The organism is Microcoleus sp. D3_18_C2 (assembly GCF_036702395.1).
Taxonomy (GTDB): Bacteria; Cyanobacteriota; Cyanobacteriia; order Cyanobacteriales; family Microcoleaceae; genus Microcoleus.
This window is the reverse complement of the sequence record NZ_JAUBTG010000027.1, coordinates 36788-55384: the sequence shown is the minus strand read 5'-3', so window position 1 is coordinate 55384 and position 18597 is coordinate 36788. Positions and strand designations below refer to the sequence as shown.

Sequence of the window (18597 nt, the reverse complement as noted above, 5' to 3'; positions counted from 1 at the left end):
AGTCTCGATCGCACAATTGGGCTAATCTCTGGTTGTGCGATCGAAAATATGCTCTCAATTGGTCGTATATTGTGTCGTTTAATATAAAAATAGCTGTTGGCTGTGAACTTGGCTCAAGTGCTGCGATTTGTGGATTAAACACAATACTATTCGACTAGATATCACAGAATAATATGAATGTCAAGCTATTTTGATAAAAAGATTTGTAGGGGCGGGTTCACCCACAATATCTCACAAATACAAACAATCTAAATAAACCCGCCCCCTCCCCACGAATAACCTACATGAACCTTGATTTCCTCCCATTATCCAAACGTATAGATAGATTTACCGTTGGGTGGGGCGGGTTTAGGAGATTGTGGATTATTGACGATTATTGTGGGTGAACCCGCCCCTACAATTCCCGAAATGATTAGTCCCAGCCGAAGTCTCGATCGCACAATTGGGCTAATCTCTGGTTGTGCGATCGAAAATATGCTCTCAATTGGTCGTATATTGTGTCGCTGATGGGGGGATATTGGGTGGCGTTGTATTTTTCGTAGGTTTGTAGTTGGTGGGGCGGCAATTCTAGAAATTCTAAGACGCTGTTGTATGTGCCGAAGGGATTGGTATATAAGTCTTCGCTTTTGAGGATTAAAAGTTGTGATTTGGGAAAAAGTTTTATCCAGGCTGGGAGTTGATCGGCGTAAATGCCGCGGGTTAGATAACTGTGGTGTTGGTGTTCGTAACTGTAGTAGTTTGGGTTGGTTTGGAGTTTTTCTATTTCGCCTTTGAGTCTTTCGGGTTCGGCGGCGATCGCACTTTCTAATGATAGGGATTCGTAGCCTATTTTGATATAGTAATAATAGTGGGAGATTGCGCGTTCTACTGGGTTTCTCAGCAGGGCGATTATTTTAACTTTGGGACATAAATCATAAATTCGCTGGGGAACTTGGGGGTGACAGATATAGTAGGGGCTGGCTTCTCCGGTTAGTAGGTTTTCGCCTGGTTGGGGCTGGGGAAATTGGGCGTAGTACCAGTCGGGGCTTTTGTCGAAGTTGAAGTCGAAGTAATGGATTTCTTTTTGGGCGGCGGGGAGGATTTGGGGATGTTGGATTAGGTAGTTGTACAGGGATGTTGTGCCGCCTTTTTGGGCGCCGATGATGATGAAGTCGGGGGGTTTGGGGGGTTGTTTCATGGGTGGGGATGGTAGGTTTATTTGGCGCTTGTACTGACAGTGTTTCGGATTTGGCATTTGTACCGATTGTCCGCCGGGGGTTAAAACCCCCGTCTCATAGCGCAAGTCCTTTGAAAAGGACTGAAGATGTATTTATATATCTAATATCTTAATATTTGATTAGTCCTATGCAAGAGGACTTTAGCTATGAGACGGGGGTTTTTAACCCCCGGCGGGCTGGGGCGCAAGACGAAAATTCGATCGCACTTGGGGGCATTAGGGCAATTCGATCGCACTTGGGGGCATTAGGGCAATTCGATCGCACTTGGGGGCATTAGGGCAATTCGATCGCCCAATTTAGATTTGATGGCGCTGACAGGCATAACGATTCGATGGGCCGATCGTGATTGTAGATTCCGGTGGTTGAAAAGCGCTAGCAAGGCGAACACATCAACAAAGCCTGCCAGACAAGGGCTGGGAAATACATCGGATACGATCGCGATCGCTGTTTTTGGGCGATCGCATTCACTCTGAGTCTGACTACGAATTTCAAAGGTGGTATCAAGCCCCCGCATTTATCTCGCGCAAGTCAATCGAAAATCGAAAATCGAAAATCCTCAAGCCCCCGCATTTATCTCGCGCAAGTCAATCGAAAATCGAAAATCGAAAATCGAAAATCGATTGACCCCTGACATTTCAATTTAAGTAGATTAGAGTGGAGTAAGGAATATCTAATCCCTGCGGGGCAAATCTTTCGCGGAAATATATTATTATCGGCGGCGATTTTGGTTGCGGGTTTGTGGGTTTTATTTTTCAGCCAAGGTACAAATTTAAATTTGTGCAAGAGGCTGATATGCAAGTTGCAAAAAATGGGAACAATAAAGATGGGATTGTACTGTCGAGCAGTCACTACCAGCAATACCATCTCTGAAATTATTCAGGAAGGCGTCAATGTTTAAGAGCAAATTATCCAAAGTTATCGTATCCCTGCTGCGGCGGATTGCTGGTGTTACCAGATCCGGGGCGAAGCGGCTGATGAGAGCAATGCTGCAAACCCTGATGGCTATGGGCCGGAGGGCGAGACTGCCGGTGGCGGGGTTTGTGCTGCCGACGGTGACGATGGTGTTGCTGGTAGTGATTTTGTTGACTGTGGCGATTACGCTGCGATCGTTCGATCGGGCTAATACGGCGCGTAACGTGCGCGTGAACCAGCAGGTGCTGGCGGCCGCGACTCCGGCGATCGATCGGGCGAAAGCGAAAATTCAGTTCCTGCTAGAGCAAACCCAGAATCGGGGTACCCCTTCTGATGCCGACTTGTACTTGCCGATCGCCAACCCCACTACACCTGGAAGTACAGTTGATAATTATACCTTTGGGGACGAAGAACGCCTGAAACTTAAGTATGACCTAGACGGTAGCGGTGGCATAACTCCCGATCTTCCCGTTAACGATAAGGACTTTATTTTAGAAAAAAATGAATCGATAAATACTGCTTGGAGATATCCCGTCGATACAAATGGCGATGGCAAATTTGACAGTTTTACCCTCTACGGCATATTCTTCCGCACCCCCCCAAGGGACGACGTTGAAAAAAGTCCTACTTTGGGCGACTTCTTAAGAAAAAGAGAGCCGTTGGAAGCAAGAAAGCCACCGCAGAGGAAACTTAAGGCTGGTTGCGAACAGGGTGGAGGTACTGTCGCTACTTTAGCGGGAGACTCAGGCTGGTACAGGATAGACGGGAAACTTAAAAAAAGTTTTTTCGTTTATACAGTTAACGTACCGATGACAGACACAGATGCTGCTACCAATTCTGCGTATCAAGCATTCACAGGAAGTTCTAGCATTTCCGCCCTGGAATATCAGCAAGACCAAGCTCTTATTCCGATCCCCAACAACGCGGTTGTTTATGAAAACGATCTAGACATATCGCCGGGACCTCCGTTGAATCTAAACGGGCGGATATTCACAAACAGTAATTTGCTAGTGACAGGGTTGAATAATCCTAACAGCATAAAACTGTATCAGGTCAGCAGCCCAGATTCTTGTTTCTACGAACAAGAAGGTAGCAAAATTGTTGTGGCTGGTAATGTAGTAAATGGTTGGTCTGGTAACAACACGGTTAAGAATGCAGTGGACGTGCACCTTTTCAAACAAGGTAGCATCACGGGCGGAAAAAACGCATTCATGTTGAGTAAAAAATTAGAAATTAAGGCGGGTACGGAATCAACTAGCGATTCTAGATTGAAGGTTCTTTACAATGACGAAGCCTATACAAAGCGCCTATCTTTGCTAGTAGAAGCGCAGTTGGGAGACCCCGCCAGTCCCAACCCGGAGGCTAACGATCCGTTGTCAGTGCGGCAGCGACCGCAAACCCTAGATCGCAAACAAGCGCTGACAGAATATTTTAAGCAGATGCTCCGCAAGGTTCCCTATGCGGAAGTGCCGCTTGGAGGAGAGGCAACGCTTAACTACGGTCTTCCGTGGTCAACACCTGCCGGAACCCCACCCATTCTAGGAAGCAGAGAGACCCTAAGACCCGTAGATCAATGGACAAGCCTTGCCGGAACCCAAGTCACTCTAACGGATGGTCAGCTAGAAGCAACAGACCCCTCAAAAGAACCTGAAGAAGAACAATTTCTGGGCGATCGCGTTGTGGTAGGCAACAACCTACCAGCCAAGAGATGGGATGCCACCAAATCTCAATTTACCAGTAAGCCGGAAGAAATAGCAGGGAATTGGAATTCGATCGACCCCCCAGATCCTAATTTTCCGCGCACTCGATCGTCCCAGGTGACCAAGATCGCTGATGCAGGAGCGACCGATCGCAACGGTTTTTGGGAACAAGAAGCAGCAAAAAACCCGAAAAATCCCTTGGATGGCGTTGGCGGTTTGCGCGTCATTACTGGTGCAGGGGTTTACGATCGCACTAATTCATTCCTCCCGCCGCCTAGTTGGATAAATCCAGCAAATGGCAACCGCGTAACTGGGGACACGAGCACTTACGACGACCCAACAACAACGACCGACACTGAGCAGTACCGTGTCGTCTGGCCCGACTCCATGCCGATGTCACCACTGGGGCCGGGGTCACAAGTATATGATAATGTTGCCGGTAACTGGACTACCTGGCTCCCAGCTTGGTCTAGTCCTACCGATATCAGCGCAACTCTCCCATCAGCAGTGACCTCTACTACTCTACTTCCAGGTATTGTTGAGCAGGCTACCACCGCTAGGAAATATGCCAAAGGCGATTTGCGGATGCGGGCGACGGTAGTTTATCACTATAAAGATAGTCCCCCTGCCAAGGGAGAGTTGAATGACAAACCGCTGGCCTGCGTCAGCAGCTATTACGACCCTAGCAACGCTTCCACAGCGAGAAACATTTCGACGGGAAGCCTACCCGATGTCAGCGGCCAGGGAGCGCTCGCACCAGATATCGCAACACGCGCACCTGGGCTAGGAACACGGCAGACCTTTATCGGCTCCAACAACGGCATCACCTACGGCCCCCCGAAAGCGCGACCGGGTGCCGCTTCAACGCTTTCTGCCACAACAGGCTTGCTTACTGGCGGACAAGCTGCTTTAGATATGCAAGCTAACTTAGTCTTCCCCGACGGTCGCTTTGCTAATAAGCCGTTGAGAGATGCTCTTGTGAAAGCAGACACCGATCGCAATTTGGCAGACAAAGCTGCGATCGACTCGACTAATTGCGCCATACAGATACTTGACGGCTCGATCGTACCCGCTCCCACACTCATTCCTAACGGGGCTATCCAAGAAGTAGCATTTTTGAATGCCAGAGAAGTCAAGGCGATCGATCGTGATGATCCGGCTACCAACGTTAACGAAGCCTTTACGCTGAGCAGCCCGACCACAGGTCTCCAAAAAGCAAACTTAACAGGGAATTACAACCAGCCCTTAGAAGAAAGGCAACCTTTAGAAATTCGTGCCACTCAGATAGACCTCGATGTACTGCGAAGGACTAAATTTGGAACGGACGAGTATTTACTACCAAACAGCGGGATTATTTATGCCACTCGCGACGATGCGCTGCCCGATCGCAGTTCTCGCCCTGGTCTTGCCGCAGGTGGCATAGATGAAAGTAGTAGCGCAACAGTCAGCCCCACAGATTCCCTACTAGATCCTACTCGCAAGCCCAACGGAATTTTACTGGTGAATGGTAAGGAGCTAGGCAGATTTCCTGGTTCCTCCGCTACTGTGGCGGATGTAGTCATGGAAAAGGGGCTGACTTTGGCATCTAATTTACCCGTTTACATCAAAAACGAATTTAACCTTCACTCCGGCGAAGAGTTTACTCAGGCCGTGGGTGATTGGAGTGCCTTTTACGATCGCGCAGCCGCAAACCTCAATAAGAACTTTGCCTGTCGCCCAAACGACCCCAGATTAGGTGGTAAATGTACAACCGCCGATACTTGGCGTCCCGCAAACATACTGGCAGATGCTGTCACCCTGCTTTCAAAAAATTACCGTTTTGGCTTCCGCAACGAGGGAGATTTTGACCTGAGAAATAATGCCGGTGCTGCTGCTGTAATGCCTCGCAAACAGCAAGGATTTTACAGCAACAACTTTGTGACAAACGGACTTTCCAGCGGGGCGTTCAAAGCTACGAGTGGCAATTTAGTCAACACAGGAGGCACAGCAGTTACAGACGCAAACTACGCAAACAACAGCAATCCTGTTAACAGTTCTTACTTCAACAACTTCGTCACTCCAGTGCAGCGGCGGGGGACTTTCCCAGAGTATTTAATGGAAGTTTGTAACAAAATCCCCGTTTCTGCCTGTACGGATAGCGACTGGTATGTAAATCCGCTGGGGACTCCTAAGAGGGCTGATACTACCATTACCGGTGCAGACTTTATACCCGGAGCCGGAACCACAGCTACCCCGCCAGCACCAGAATTGCAACGCTTCCCCCGCCGTGTTGCTTTTAAGAGAGATTCTAGCCAGAAGCTGACTTCGACATCTGCTCCTGTACCATTAGGGATTAATGGCACAGGAACATCGGCTACGGTGTCTGACACAACATATCAAAACACAGCAAATTCTCTGTGGTTTGGGACGACTGCGGCGGCAAACCCTACTACAGTGACTTACGGTTCACAGAATTATCCCTTTGTGTTTAACCAGGCTAGGAAGGACGGGAGCGGTGCAGATCTGCCACAATTAGCCACAAATGACAAATGGCAGCCTCTATTAATGCCGGTTTTGCAGATCCAAACTGTGACGGCGGCGCCAGCGGCTGCTTCATCGACCGGTTTGCCAGAAGGTACAGGTATTGTGAGGGGAACCGGGTGGATAACGACGGCTGTAAACACAACATTTAATATGGTCGTAGGCTCGAACGATACTCCTTCGCGATCGTTGGGTAATGTCGGTGACTTTAACGGAGGCCTGCAAAACTTGCCCCGCTTCTTGGAAAGCTGGAATTCCGGGGCAGTTTCCACAAACATCCAGGGTTCCTTTATTCAGTTCGGCCGGAGTGCTTACAGCACCGCGCCCTATATCCCGATTCTAGATCCGCTGGCTTCCCAGCAGATAGCTTCAGCTACTAAGTTGCGGAGTCTTTTCGATTCACCGCCAAACCCACCGAGCCCAGCCCCACCCGCAATCACTTACACTGGCGGTGTTCCAAGAGCTTTATACAGAACAGATGCCGGCGCCGGTAGCCTTCCCTTCTTCACCCCTCCTGCTCGGAATTGGGGTTATGACTTGGGCTTACTATCTCAGCCACCCGACTTGTTTACCCGAAAGTTCACGACTCCTCCCACAAAACGCACCCCGGACGAGTATTTCCAGGAAGTACCTCGCGATGATGAGTGGGTACAAACATTGTTGTGTGCTTTCCTTGATAAGGACGGGACAACGAAAGCTGTCACTGGCAATTTGCGCCCAACAGATTCATTCTGCAAATCTAAAGCAGGTGCCTAACCATGAATAAACTACTAAAAGACAACAGCTACTCGCAACCCTTGTTATTCAAGGGAGCAAAGACAGAAACAGGATTCAGCAGCCAGCCGACTGAGAGTAAATCTGGCAGTTGCGCCCAAAAACTGAAGCCACAAGATTCTGGCTACACGATTATCGAGTCATTGGTAGCGATGATTGTGGTTTCGGTACTGATGATTGCGATCGCCCCGGTGATGGCTTACTCAGTAGCAATTCGCGTCCAAGCGCGGCGGATCGAACTGGCTGCGATGGCGGGGAGAGCTTACATTGACGCTCTGAGAGTGGGGGCAATCAGAGATGATGATCCAACAAGCCCAAAAGGTTTTCCTTCTGCTAGTCCTGCCGCTCCTACAGCCGCTGCTGAGTTATACTGCGTTAACTTAGATGAAACGCCAGGTTGTGCTGGCAGCAAAGAGTTTTTGGTTCAAGGTGTTTGGCGAAATCCAGCTAATCCGACAGATCCGACAACCACAGGCTACGAGCTGACTGTGCGGGTTTACCGGGCGGATGCTTTTTCTTCTTCGGGCACGCTGACAACTACACAGCAATCAGTCGCTAATTCCGGTCTTGGCAATCCTCAAGCGCCTTTGGCCGTAATGCAATCACAAATTCCCCCTACTACAGGAGAGGCCTCCTCCTATGGATCGTTGTGCACTCGCCTCCAAAATAGTCCTCAAAAGTGTACAAATTAAATTCCTTGTTATTAGATTAAAATCGCTACCCCATTTGACAAAGGAAACCGTCAAAATGACAACTTTACTCAGGTTGCTTCTAAAAAGTCAGCACCAACGAAACCGCTCCGGGCCAACTCAAACAGAAAATGGGATGACTCTGGTCGAGCTATTAGTCGGAGCAATTATGGCGTTTTTAATCATTACGCCGATGCTCGGTTTTGTAGTCGATATGCTGAATACCGACAGGAGAGAACAAGTCAAGTCAAATACCGAGCAAGACCTTCAGGCCGCCGCTGATTTCATCTCCCAAGATTTGAGTCAAGCTATTTATATTTACGATAATAATCCCGCTACTATCAGCACTCCCACCACCACCCCTACAGGCATCCCGGCTATCAGATCTCAACTTCCGCCTAATGGAACTCCGATCCTCGTATTTTGGAAGCAGCAACCGAGGAAAAATTCTATTCCTTTTAACCCAGAAGTTGCTAAGACGGTAAAACCAAAAGATTGCGATACTAACCCTGGTAAATGCAACGACACCTATGTACTATCATTAGTTGCCTACTACCAGATCCAAGAAACTGATTCTACTTCTATTTGGTGTCAGCCTTCAGGAGGCACTTGTCCTACCCGTATTGCCCGCTATGAAATTAGTGATGGGATTAGAAACCCTGACGCGACAGATCCTACAGATCCTTACTACAGTGATACTGACACAAAAGACACTCAACAACGAGATGCAGCTTTTAATAAAGACTTTGACTTTAGTAAGCCGACGGAAAAGGTGACGACAGGCACCGTTTTTCCGACTCCCGAGGTACTGGTTAACTACATCGACCACAGTAGTAATGCCCAGACGCAATTACCATTGACTGAATGCCAAATGGCTCTTGGTAATCCTAAAGACCAAAAAACTGAACAACCATTGGCAGAAACAGCCCTAAGAGTAACGGATACAGAAGGTATAAATAGCTTCTACGCTTGTGTAGATACATCTAAAAACTTAGCCAGAGTTACTATCAGAGGAAACAGCCTGCGTCGCCTTCAACCCAACGATACTGCTTACAACCCCAACAAATCGGCTTTTTTCCCAACAGCAACCGTTCAAGTAAAAGGTTTAGGTGCGATAGGAAAGTAACTGATGCCTGAAACACATTTCCGAATCGCAGCCCGTCGATAAACAATAGGATAATACCATGAAAACCCCACCAATATTATTAAAACTTTTGCATCAGTCTGCTACCAAGCCCAGCCATAATTTCAACAAAACTGCATCCAGCAAGGGCGATGGAGGATTCACTCTTCTAGAAGTGCTGGTGATAGCGTTGATCATAGGTATATTCAGCTCGATCGCCGCTCCAAGCTGGGAGGCATTCATCAACAGACAAAGAGTTCGCACTGTGAACGATCGCGTCCTCCAAACCTTGCGGAGTGCACAAAGCGAAGCCAAGCGAACTAAGAGCGATAGAGTAATTACATTCTCTAATTTTACTACTGCTCCTTTTGACCCACCAACAGCTACTATTAACACAGCTCCACCCCAAACTTCTCCCCTACAAACAGTGACTTTCAATGGTGGAGGCGAAATTAAACAAGGACAGGTTAAGCTTTCTGCTGCTAGCTGTCCTCCAAATAATGCGCCGTGCACGGCTGCTACCTCACTTACTTTTAATTATAACGGTGTAGTCGATCCAGACCCTTCAATCAATCCCACATTACCTCTTGTGGTAACAGTTGCTCCTGCAGGTGGTGGTACAAAGCAGTGTGCGATCGTGGAAACTCTGCTAGGAGGAATGCGAACTGCTGAAGGAAATGATTGCAGGACTGTACCCTCGTTTTAAATAAATTTAATTTTAATCTCTAACAGCAATTCCGCATAAGTGCAGAATTGCTAAAATCTATTAACTTAAATTATTTTATATTTCAAATCCTATTAAAACCGTCAAAAAATGCAGCTATAACTAAAACAAATAATCATCCAGCCAGGAAACCAACTATTACTCAAAGACATAACCTGGCCGATGTTTGAAACCCTACTAATATCATTTCCGGTAACACCAGAATGATGTTGACGGTTGACTGTTCACGGTCAACAGTCAACCGTCAACAGTGAACTCGAATTTACTATTCCGATGCTAACGGATTTGATATCATAACTGCTTAACCAACCAAGCGATCGCCCCTGCAACATCAGCAACCTGCTCAACATCGGGAATCCGCGGCCGCTGCACCATCACCACCGGAATTCCCAGTTCCCTAGCCGCCACAATTTTCGCATAAGTAGCACCGCCCCCGCTGTTTTTACTAACAATAGTATCAATCTGATATTCTAATAGTAATTGACGCTCCTCTTCCAAAGAAAAAGGCCCCCTTGCTAATAACAATTTCCCATTAGGAATAGGAAAATTGAGTGCCGGAGGATCGATCGCCCGCATCAAAAACCAAATAGCATCCAAACCCGCAAAAGCAGCCAATTCCTGCCTACCAATCGTGAGAAACACCCGCTGAGACTGCCCTAATAAAGCCCTTGCAGCCTCCGAGTGGCCCGCAACTTCAATCCAGCGATCGCCCTCCACCCTCTCCCAAGCTGGACGCACCAGCATCAAAAAGGGCACATTACATTCAGCAGCAGCAACAGCAGCATTAGCAGAAATCCGAGCCGCAAACGGATGAGTAGCATCGATTAAGAAGTCGATCGGGCGATCGACTCCCTTGGCGTAGCCCCCGTAGGGGCGGGCTGAGCTAACGCGCAAAAACGCCGCCAGCCCAGCCGCCCCACCAAACCCCCCAATCCGCACCGTACCCGTTTTGGGGGTAAAAGGCTGTTGAGTGCGTCCTGCTAGCGAAGAAACCACCTCAATATCAGCAATTTGAGACGCTCTCACCGCCAGTGCCGCAGCATCCCCCGTCCCCCCCAAAATTAGCAACCGTTTTTTCACCAAATTATACTTCTGCCTGCAATTTTCCTTAAAAACCGATGACTTGAGTGTCAGGAGGCAGTGCAGTTGCCTCGGAGACCTTTTTAAACACAGTTGCCTGCTCGTTTAAGGAATTAGGCCTCGCCTGTCCGGGATTCGTGCCTTGCAACTGAAGCCGCATTTGACCTTCGGGAGTCAACTCAAAAACAGTCTCAACGGTTTCTGTGCTGCTGAGGCCGACATCAATGTGCATCGGTTTTTCACCGAGATTAACTTTGTACCTCATTTCTTTGGCGCGGGCAGCTCCGTCGGGGCCTTTAGCCATGAGAAACAATTTGCCTTCTGGCGCAAAGACGAAGGTGAAAGACTGACCCGAGGCGACAGTGCCTTGCCATTGGCCTAGGAGTTGCTGGTCGAGGGTGCTAGCGGCCGGGGCTGCTGTTTCTTGGGCAATTGTTGGTGTTGCTGCGGATGCTGAACCGAGGGCGGCGTTGAAGCTAATGAGGATGCCCAAGCAAAGGCTACCTGCGATCGCTTTACCAATCATTTTTGAATTAGACATGAGACAGATCTAAAAATTGGTTATTTGTTTTGTACACTGTAGCCGTAAAACCGTACTTTGTTTAGTTTAAATCCCTTTTATGGATAGATATAGGTTGAGGTTCAAACCTACAACGCAGTTGTCATCCCCGAACTAAAGCTTTTTACTCGTTACCAGGCTTTTACTCGTTACCAGGCTCTTCCTGGTAACGCATATCCGCAGGAAGAGCCTCCCTAGTCTGGGCAGAGGCAGAGCCTCGCTTACATCGTTTCCCAGGCAGAGCTTGGAAGTTAACCAGTTATTGAAACTGATGCGAGTATTGCTATAATTGACTATTGCGATCGATCGCATCTCCAGATAGTTTAGCAAATCGATCCCATTAATAAGCTGTTCGACATCTAAATTGCATTTTTTGTGCGGGCTTTCTGGCCCAACCCCTACTCCCCACAACAACTTTATCAAGTTTTGACTGTGCAGTTTAAATGCAGGACAGCTTAGTCTTCATTAATTTTTTTCAGTATCAGCTTCGACTTGTTCTGTCGGAGATTCCGGCGCCGGTTCCTGTGGATTTCGCGATCGTTTCATTAGCTCCAATGCCTCTGCGTAAGACCAAGCCACGTTCACAAGAAAAGCTTTCGCCATGCCGGACAAATTTTGTGCATCCTCGGTTTCAGGCGCTTCAGCTTTTTGGTTGCCGTCATTCATCATATTTTTGTTTTCTCCCGGCCAGGTTTTTATAGCGATTTTTTGCAGTCTGCGATCGATACCCACAAACTATGATTTTTCTTGCACCCGCACCCTAAGTATCTTTGAGGATATGACCTTGATTACCACAAATAATATCATCAATAAGCTGTGGAGCATTTAAACCAGTAACGAGGCTAAGCTAATACGCATTTAAATTGCATGGGGCAATAAATTTTCCTTCTTGTGGGGAGTAGGGGTTGGGCCGGAAAGCCCGCCCTCAACATACAGCATATTCCATGTATATGCGGTACATACAAGAAGAGAAACGCGAGTAAGGTGCGGATACACCCGTCAATCTGCAATCTTTATCAAATATGAAGGAGCGACGCACCCTACGGACTAACACCACACAATATAGCTGCTAAGGATCGCGAATTAAATAACTTACAATTTTAATTGTTATTGTGGGATGGGCGTCCCGCCCGTCCAAAAAGGATGGGCGGGACGCCCATCCCACTTTCAAGAGTGGAAGTTATTTAATTCTCATTCCTAATGTACTTTATGAACCAGCGAATATGCTGTAACATAAAAGACTTTCAACTCAAAAACCCAGTTTCACCTGAGAAACTGGGTTTTTGAGCATCTGTTCTAGTTTATGTATGGTCGCCTACTTGATTGCGTCTGCCGTATTAACTAGCTCAACCTATTTAAACCTCAAACTTTTCAGGTGTTCAGAAACTCGCAAGGGCGAGCACTCTTGGCTGCGCCCCGAAAGCAATCAGGTTTCTCAGTGTTATATTTTTTTAGTGGGAGCTACTAATCCTTTAATTCGCGGATACTTCTCTTAGCAGTGTCTTGATACATCTCCCCCATTTCTTTCACGGCTGCTCCTGCCTCTTGCCCAATCTTCTGAACTCGATCGCCCGGAGAGTCTGAGGTTTCGCGAGCTTCTTGCCTCCATTCCCGTGTTGTTTGGGGTCTTTCAGGATTGTTGAGCTCAGACTTTGAGCTGGCTTGCGCGCCAAAACCTTTGTTACTGCTTCCCGAATTAACATTGGTTGTCAGCACCAGAAAACCGACTAGGACAACACTCAAAAAACTCTTAATTTGAAAACCCTTAAGCAGGGAACTGATGCGAGCAATGGCTGTGGAAATCAAATTCATCTCAGTAATACTCCCGAAGTTAATTGGTGATAATTTTCAACATTTTTTCATCTAATTGACTCGCTCCAAATTTAGCAGCTAATGCGAGGTAAAGCCAACTTAGCTTTAACTTGCGATCGACCACCTAAATAGAGTTATAGGTTAACGATAAAATCTGGTAAACACGCAACCTATGTGTGAGCCAATTAGCTTTTTCACACATGAATATCACGTTAACAGCAGCCAAATAGTTCTACCTCTAACTAAAGTCATAACTTAGTTAGAAGCAAAAAAAATATTTTTATACACATGGTTAGACAATTTTTAATCAAGCATGGTATGCAGGGCGAATTCTTATTGCAAGCGATCGCCCGTTTTCACGTCAAACCAGTGCAGCAACTGAGACGGAAAAACCAGCTCTACAATTTCGGAATTCCAGTGGCGGTCATTTGGCAGCAAAGCCCGCACCGTTACAGACTCCAAACCTTTAACTCGGACGCTAACTAAATTTTGCATTCCCAAGTTTTCCACTAAAAAAACCTCACCTTTAATTGCCTCTGGGCCCGACATCTTGCCAGCCTCTACATCTGCAAAGCCGACGTGTTCCGGGCGAATTCCCAACACAATTTCTGGCGGCACAGTCGGCATATTTGGGAGTGGAACTCCAAACTCCCCCAACTTAGCAAAATTTCCCTGGCATTTAAGCACTAGCAAATTCATTTGCGGGCTGCCCACAAAACCAGCTACAAACTGATTGGCCGGACGAGTATAAATTAAGTGTGGCGGATCGAGCTGCTGCACGTTGCCGCAGTTGAGAACTGCGACTTTGGTAGAAAGCGTCATTGCTTCGGTTTGGTCGTGAGTTACGTACACTACCGGAGCTTTTTGGGAGGAAAACAATTGTTTAAGTTCGGCCCTAACTTTTTCCCGTAATAATGCGTCGAGATTGCTCAAAGGTTCGTCGAGCAAAAATACTTCCGGTTGGCGCACTAATGCGCGGCCGAGGGCCACTCGCTGCCGCTGTCCGCCTGATAGTTTTCCTGGTTTGCGATCGATTAATTCCGTCAATCCGAGGGATGTTGCAACTTCCGTCACTAACCGATTGATTTCGCTGGAGGAGATTTTGCGAAGTTTGAGGCTCGATGCCATATTCTCGTATACTGTCATGTGCGGATACAGCGCGTAACTTTGAAAAACCATTGCAATATCCCGATCGCCCGGTCTGAGATAAGTGACATCGCGATCGCCAATTCTAATCTCGCCTCTAGTCGGCTGTTCCAACCCTGCAATTAACCGCAGCGTCGTAGATTTACCACACCCCGAAGGCCCCAGCAACGTCAGAAATTCCCCTTCGCTGACATCCAAACTAATGTCTTTCACGGGAACAACTTTAGGGCTGTAGGTTTTATTGAGGTTTTTGAGTTGCAATTTTGCCATGATTTTTAATGGGTAATTGGGAATTGCTAAGAACAGCACGACACGGATAAACACGGATACACGGATTAATCTTTTGTTGCTTGTTTGACTACTGACTACTGACTACTCTCCAATCTAAAATCTAAAATCTAAAATCTAAAATCGATTTATCCTTTTACTGCCCCCGCTGTTAAACCCTGAACAATGCGCCGCTGGAACACCAAAACCAGCAAAACCAAGGGCAAAGTTCCCAAAACGGTAGCTGCGGCGATCGGGCCGTAAGGAATCTCAAAGACTGACACCCCGCTGAGTTGAGCAGTTGCGACGGGAATAGTTTTCAGAGATTCGCGAGTCATAAATGTCAGTGCAAATATAAACTCGTTCCAAGCTGAAATAAATGTTAAAATTCCCGTTGTGACTAACGCTGGAAATGTCATCGGCAGTACGATTTGCCACAGCATTTGAAAAGTGTTGTAGCCGTCAACTTTAGCCGCATCTTCCAAATCTTTTGGCAACTGTTGAAAGAAACTTCGCATCACCAAAATTGTCAGCGGCAAATTGATAGCAGTGTAAGGAATAATTAAGGCTAAATAATTATTGCCTAAATCCAAAGCTTTGACAATTTCCAGCAGTCCCAAAAATAGCAGCACCGCCGGAAATAGCGTTACAATCGTCACACTTGCCAGGATAATTCTCTCGCTCCACAGCCGCAACCGGGCTAAAGCGTAAGCTGCAGGAGCGCCTACTGCTAAACACAGTAATGTTGAAGTAATGGAAACAAAAGCGCTATTTAAAATGTAAAGTCCAAACGGGCGGCGCTGGAACAGCGACAGGTAATGCTCGAAAGTAATTCGTTTGGGAATGTAGACGTTGGGAATCGCCGAAATATCTGCATTTACTTTGAAAGAAGTTAGCACCTGCCAGATAATAGGTGCGAGGAAATAGGCGACAATTAAGAGCGCTGAGATTGGCAAGATTAATTGCCGGATGTTAAAGGTTTTTTTGCTAGGTTGTTCGCGGGCGATCGACATAATTTATACCAATGAAAGGAAAAATTTAAACCGTTCAGCAATCTAAAATCTACAATCTACAATCCTCAAATCTAAAATCTAAAATCTAAAATCTAAAATCAATTGATGCGGGCTCTCGATAACAGATAAGTGGCGATCGCAACTGCTGCCACTAACATCAAAAAAGTACACACCACCAAAGCCGCCCCATACCCAAAGTCTAAATACCTCATTACCGTGCTGTAAATGTAGATAGAAACCGTCTCCGTTGCCCCCGCCGGCCCCCCTCCCGTCATCACCTGAATCAAGTCAAAAATGCCGAAAGATTGGGCAAATCGAAACAGCACAGCAATCACAATTTGGGGCATCAGCAAGGGCACAGTAACTTGACGGAAACTCTGCCAGCTACTAGCGCCGTCAATCGCGTGTGCTTCGTACAAATCACCGGGAATTGATTGCAATCCCGCTAGCAAAAGCAAGCTGACAAAGGGCGTAGTTTTCCACACATCCGCTGTAATCACTGCCATCATTGCCAAAGTCGGATCTCCCAGCCAGCTAATGCTATTTTGAATCAATCCCAATCGCCTCAAAATGTCGTTAATTACGCCGTATTGGTCATTAAAAATCCACGCCCAAGCTACTCCCATCAATGCAGTGGGCAACGCCCAAGGTAGCAGGGAGATTGTGCGAACAATGCCGCGCCCTGGGAAGGATTGATTTAAGACTAAGGCAATGCCCATACCGAGAATTAATTCCAGCACAACAGAGGCGACAGTAAATACAGTGGTGTTGCCTAAAGTTTGCCAGAAACGCCCGTCGCCTAACATTCGACTGTAGTTAGCAAAACCGGAAAAAACCAGTTTTAATTCTGTACCGAGGTTTTGGGTGAATAAACTCAGCCAAAAAGCCCGCAATATTGGGTAAGCAAATACTAGCATCAGAATTATCAAAGCTGGTGCTACTAATATCCATCCGGTTTTTTGTTCGCGCTGTCGCATCTTGTCTAATTGCATCTTGTTCACCTTTAATTTATTTTTTGGCGGGCCAGAAGCCCAACCCCTACTCCCCACAATTGAATTAACTGGTTTGTGGAACAGGCATCTTGCCTGTTTCTAACTCTTTGTGGAACAGGAATCTTGCCTGTTTCTAACTCTTTGTGGAACAGGCAAGATGCCTGTTTCTAACTCTTTGTGGAACAGGCATCTTGCCTGTTTCTAACTCTTTGTGGAACAGGCATCTTGCCTGTTTCTAACAGAGACAAGATGTCAAATTTACGAAGCTTGGGGTTGTTTCAAACTGCCTAATAAATTACGAGTTTCGCTAGCTGCTGCTTTCATTGCTTGTTCTGCACTCATTCTCCCGGTAAAAGCTGAACTCAAATAGCGCTGCAAAATATCAGAAGCTTGAGCGTATTGTGCCAGAGGCGGGCGCAAAGATGATCGTTCCACTACTTTTAGCAGTTGCGGGTAGTGGGGATATTTGGCGACTATTTCTTTGTTGGTAAATAGGGATTTGTAACTGGGAACTAAACCGGTTTGTAAAATAAATTTGCGCTGGGTTTCCTCGCTGGTAAGATACTGAATTGCTTTCCACGCTTGTTCTGGATGTTTTGAGGTTTTGGCAATTCCCCAGCCCCAGCCGCCCAAGCAGGAACCGCCTGTTTGACCGATACTGCTGAGCATTGGCTCGATCGCAATTTTACCTCTAACATTCGATCCTTCGGCATTTGCCAGCTTCCAAACATAGGGCCAGTTTCGCAAAAACAGCGCTTGGCCGTTTTGAAACAAAAGCCGGGTTTCTTCTTCTCCGTAGGTGGTGACACCGGGAGGAGAAATGCCAGAGGCGATCGTATTTTTGAGAAATTCCACTGCTTTAATTGCTTCTGGTTTATCTAACCCAACTTCAAAAGTTTGCGGGTTTGCCCAGAAGCCACCAAAACCGGAGAGCACTTCGACAAACATCGCAGATACTCCCTCGTATTGTTTACCTTGCCACAGATAACCCCAAGTTGCTTTTCCCTGTTTTTGCAAGTTTTGAGAGATTTTTACCATCTCTTCAAAGGTTTTCGGGGCTGGAATTTTCGCTTGTTCTAAAATGTCTTTGCGGTAATAAAGCATTCCGGCATCGGAAGCGTGGGGAATTCGGTAAAGTTTGCCCCGATACCGCCCGCCTTCGACGTTTCCTTGGATAAATTTTGATAGTTGTTCGGGGGGAATTCTGTCTGTCAAATCGCTTACCCAACCTGCGGCTGCAAATTTGGGAACCCAGACAATATCCATGTTGATGATGTCGTAGGGCGAGTCGCCTAAAAGAAAGGCAGATGTGTAAAGATTTTCTATGAGGTTGCTGTCAAAAGGCCCTTCTATGAGGTTGATGCGAATGTCGGGGTTTTTCTGTTCAAATTCTTTGACAAAGGGTTTCCAGTTAACAAGGTCTTGACCTTGCATTAACATGGTGAGCACGACTGGCTGTTGAGTCAGTGCCGGCAGAATAAATAAAAGTAAGACGGCGGCTAATGTGACAGCGAATAAGGCTAAAAGACGGGGACGCTTCTGGCTTCGTTGCAGCAGGGAATTTATTTTTTGCATTTGCTTTTGAGGAATGGCGGTGCGATCGCCTTATTTCTCTCATAACTCGCTTTCTTTTGTTTCGCTGGATTTAGCCAGTTTGTGCAATAAAAGTTTAACTAAACTTTAGCTTACTTAATAATGCTTGAGTGAAGAGTACACATTTTGATTTAAGTAGGTGGAAGGGGAGTTGAGTAGACATCTATCTATAGAGAGATATTGAGAAAATTGTCTAATATATAGCAATCCTAAATCATTTGTGAATTTCTTACTCCCTCCCCTTGGTAAGGGGAGGGTTGGGGTGGGGTAAAAAGTTGACGACTCATTTAGGATTGCTATAGCAGTTGTCAATCGCATGAAACTCACATCTTGCACCATTGTCAAGAACAGGCTTTTCGGCCTGTTCCACAATGAAATTCATCTCTTGTGGAACAGGCCGAAAAGCCTGTTCCTAAACAAGTAATTGAGAATTGTGCAATATCTCAGATGAAACAAAGTAGGGACTTACACCCAGC

Annotated in this window: 14 protein-coding genes; 4 read left to right on the top strand and 10 right to left on the bottom strand. The window is 46.8% G+C overall.

Going from position 1 to position 18597, the window contains the following annotated elements; all coding sequences use genetic code 11:
• Positions 1-412 precede the first annotated feature (412 nt).
• Complete coding sequence (locus QUA88_RS17295) at positions 413-1177, bottom strand: sulfotransferase domain-containing protein (protein WP_333272834.1); 765 nt, start codon at positions 1175-1177, stop codon at positions 413-415.
• 284 nt (positions 1178-1461) lie between these two features.
• Positions 1462-1731, bottom strand: coding sequence for a hypothetical protein (locus QUA88_RS17290; protein WP_333272831.1), 270 nt, complete (start codon positions 1729-1731; stop codon positions 1462-1464).
• Positions 1732-2107: 376 nt separating this feature from the next.
• Between QUA88_RS17290 and hpsA the strand changes: the two genes are divergently transcribed.
• Genes hpsA through QUA88_RS17270 form a run of 4 tightly spaced genes read left to right on the top strand, consistent with a single transcriptional unit; the run spans position 2108 to position 9641 of the window.
• Positions 2108-7105: a hormogonium polysaccharide biosynthesis protein HpsA gene (gene hpsA, locus QUA88_RS17285; protein WP_333272828.1), complete on the top strand. Its 4998-nt coding sequence runs from the start codon at positions 2108-2110 to the stop codon at positions 7103-7105.
• Positions 7106-7107: 2 nt separating this feature from the next.
• Entirely contained in the window at positions 7108-7815 is a 708-nt protein-coding gene (locus QUA88_RS17280) for a prepilin-type N-terminal cleavage/methylation domain-containing protein (RefSeq protein WP_333272825.1), read from the top strand.
• A 55-nt stretch (positions 7816-7870) separates the two neighbouring features.
• Positions 7871-8938, top strand: coding sequence for a hormogonium polysaccharide secretion pseudopilin HpsC (gene hpsC, locus QUA88_RS17275; protein WP_333272822.1), 1068 nt, complete (start codon positions 7871-7873; stop codon positions 8936-8938).
• A 58-nt stretch (positions 8939-8996) separates the two neighbouring features.
• Positions 8997-9641 (top strand): type II secretion system protein, encoded by a 645-nt coding sequence (locus QUA88_RS17270; RefSeq protein WP_333272820.1) that lies wholly within the window; start codon positions 8997-8999, stop codon positions 9639-9641.
• 309 nt (positions 9642-9950) lie between these two features.
• Here the strand turns inward: QUA88_RS17270 and QUA88_RS17265 are convergent, their stop codons facing one another.
• The 8 genes from QUA88_RS17265 to QUA88_RS17230 all read right to left on the bottom strand — a co-directional run bounded on the left by QUA88_RS17265 (position 9951) and on the right by QUA88_RS17230 (position 18103).
• Positions 9951-10739 (bottom strand): cobalt-precorrin-6A reductase, encoded by a 789-nt coding sequence (locus tag QUA88_RS17265; protein ID WP_333272817.1) that lies wholly within the window; start codon positions 10737-10739, stop codon positions 9951-9953.
• A gap of 28 nt (positions 10740-10767) precedes the next feature.
• Positions 10768-11280, bottom strand: a complete 513-nt coding sequence (locus QUA88_RS17260) for a hypothetical protein (RefSeq protein ID WP_333233439.1) — start codon at positions 11278-11280, stop codon at positions 10768-10770.
• 483 nt (positions 11281-11763) lie between these two features.
• Positions 11764-11967 (bottom strand): hypothetical protein, encoded by a 204-nt coding sequence (locus QUA88_RS17255; protein WP_333056000.1) that lies wholly within the window; start codon positions 11965-11967, stop codon positions 11764-11766.
• Positions 11968-12762: 795 nt separating this feature from the next.
• Positions 12763-13110 (bottom strand): hypothetical protein, encoded by a 348-nt coding sequence (locus QUA88_RS17250; protein ID WP_333233442.1) that lies wholly within the window; start codon positions 13108-13110, stop codon positions 12763-12765.
• A gap of 333 nt (positions 13111-13443) precedes the next feature.
• Positions 13444-14526, bottom strand: a complete 1083-nt coding sequence (locus QUA88_RS17245; protein ID WP_333272814.1) for an ABC transporter ATP-binding protein — start codon at positions 14524-14526, stop codon at positions 13444-13446.
• A gap of 146 nt (positions 14527-14672) precedes the next feature.
• Positions 14673-15536 (bottom strand): carbohydrate ABC transporter permease, encoded by an 864-nt coding sequence (locus QUA88_RS17240; RefSeq protein ID WP_333272811.1) that lies wholly within the window; start codon positions 15534-15536, stop codon positions 14673-14675.
• A 98-nt stretch (positions 15537-15634) separates the two neighbouring features.
• A complete protein-coding gene (locus QUA88_RS17235; protein ID WP_333056004.1) occupies positions 15635-16528 on the bottom strand; it encodes a sugar ABC transporter permease in 894 nt (297 codons plus the stop codon).
• 258 nt (positions 16529-16786) lie between these two features.
• The gene (locus QUA88_RS17230) at positions 16787-18103 is read right to left on the bottom strand and encodes an ABC transporter substrate-binding protein (protein WP_333272809.1); all 1317 of its coding nucleotides are present in this window, start codon (positions 18101-18103) and stop codon (positions 16787-16789) included.
• Positions 18104-18597: the final 494 nt, after the last annotated feature.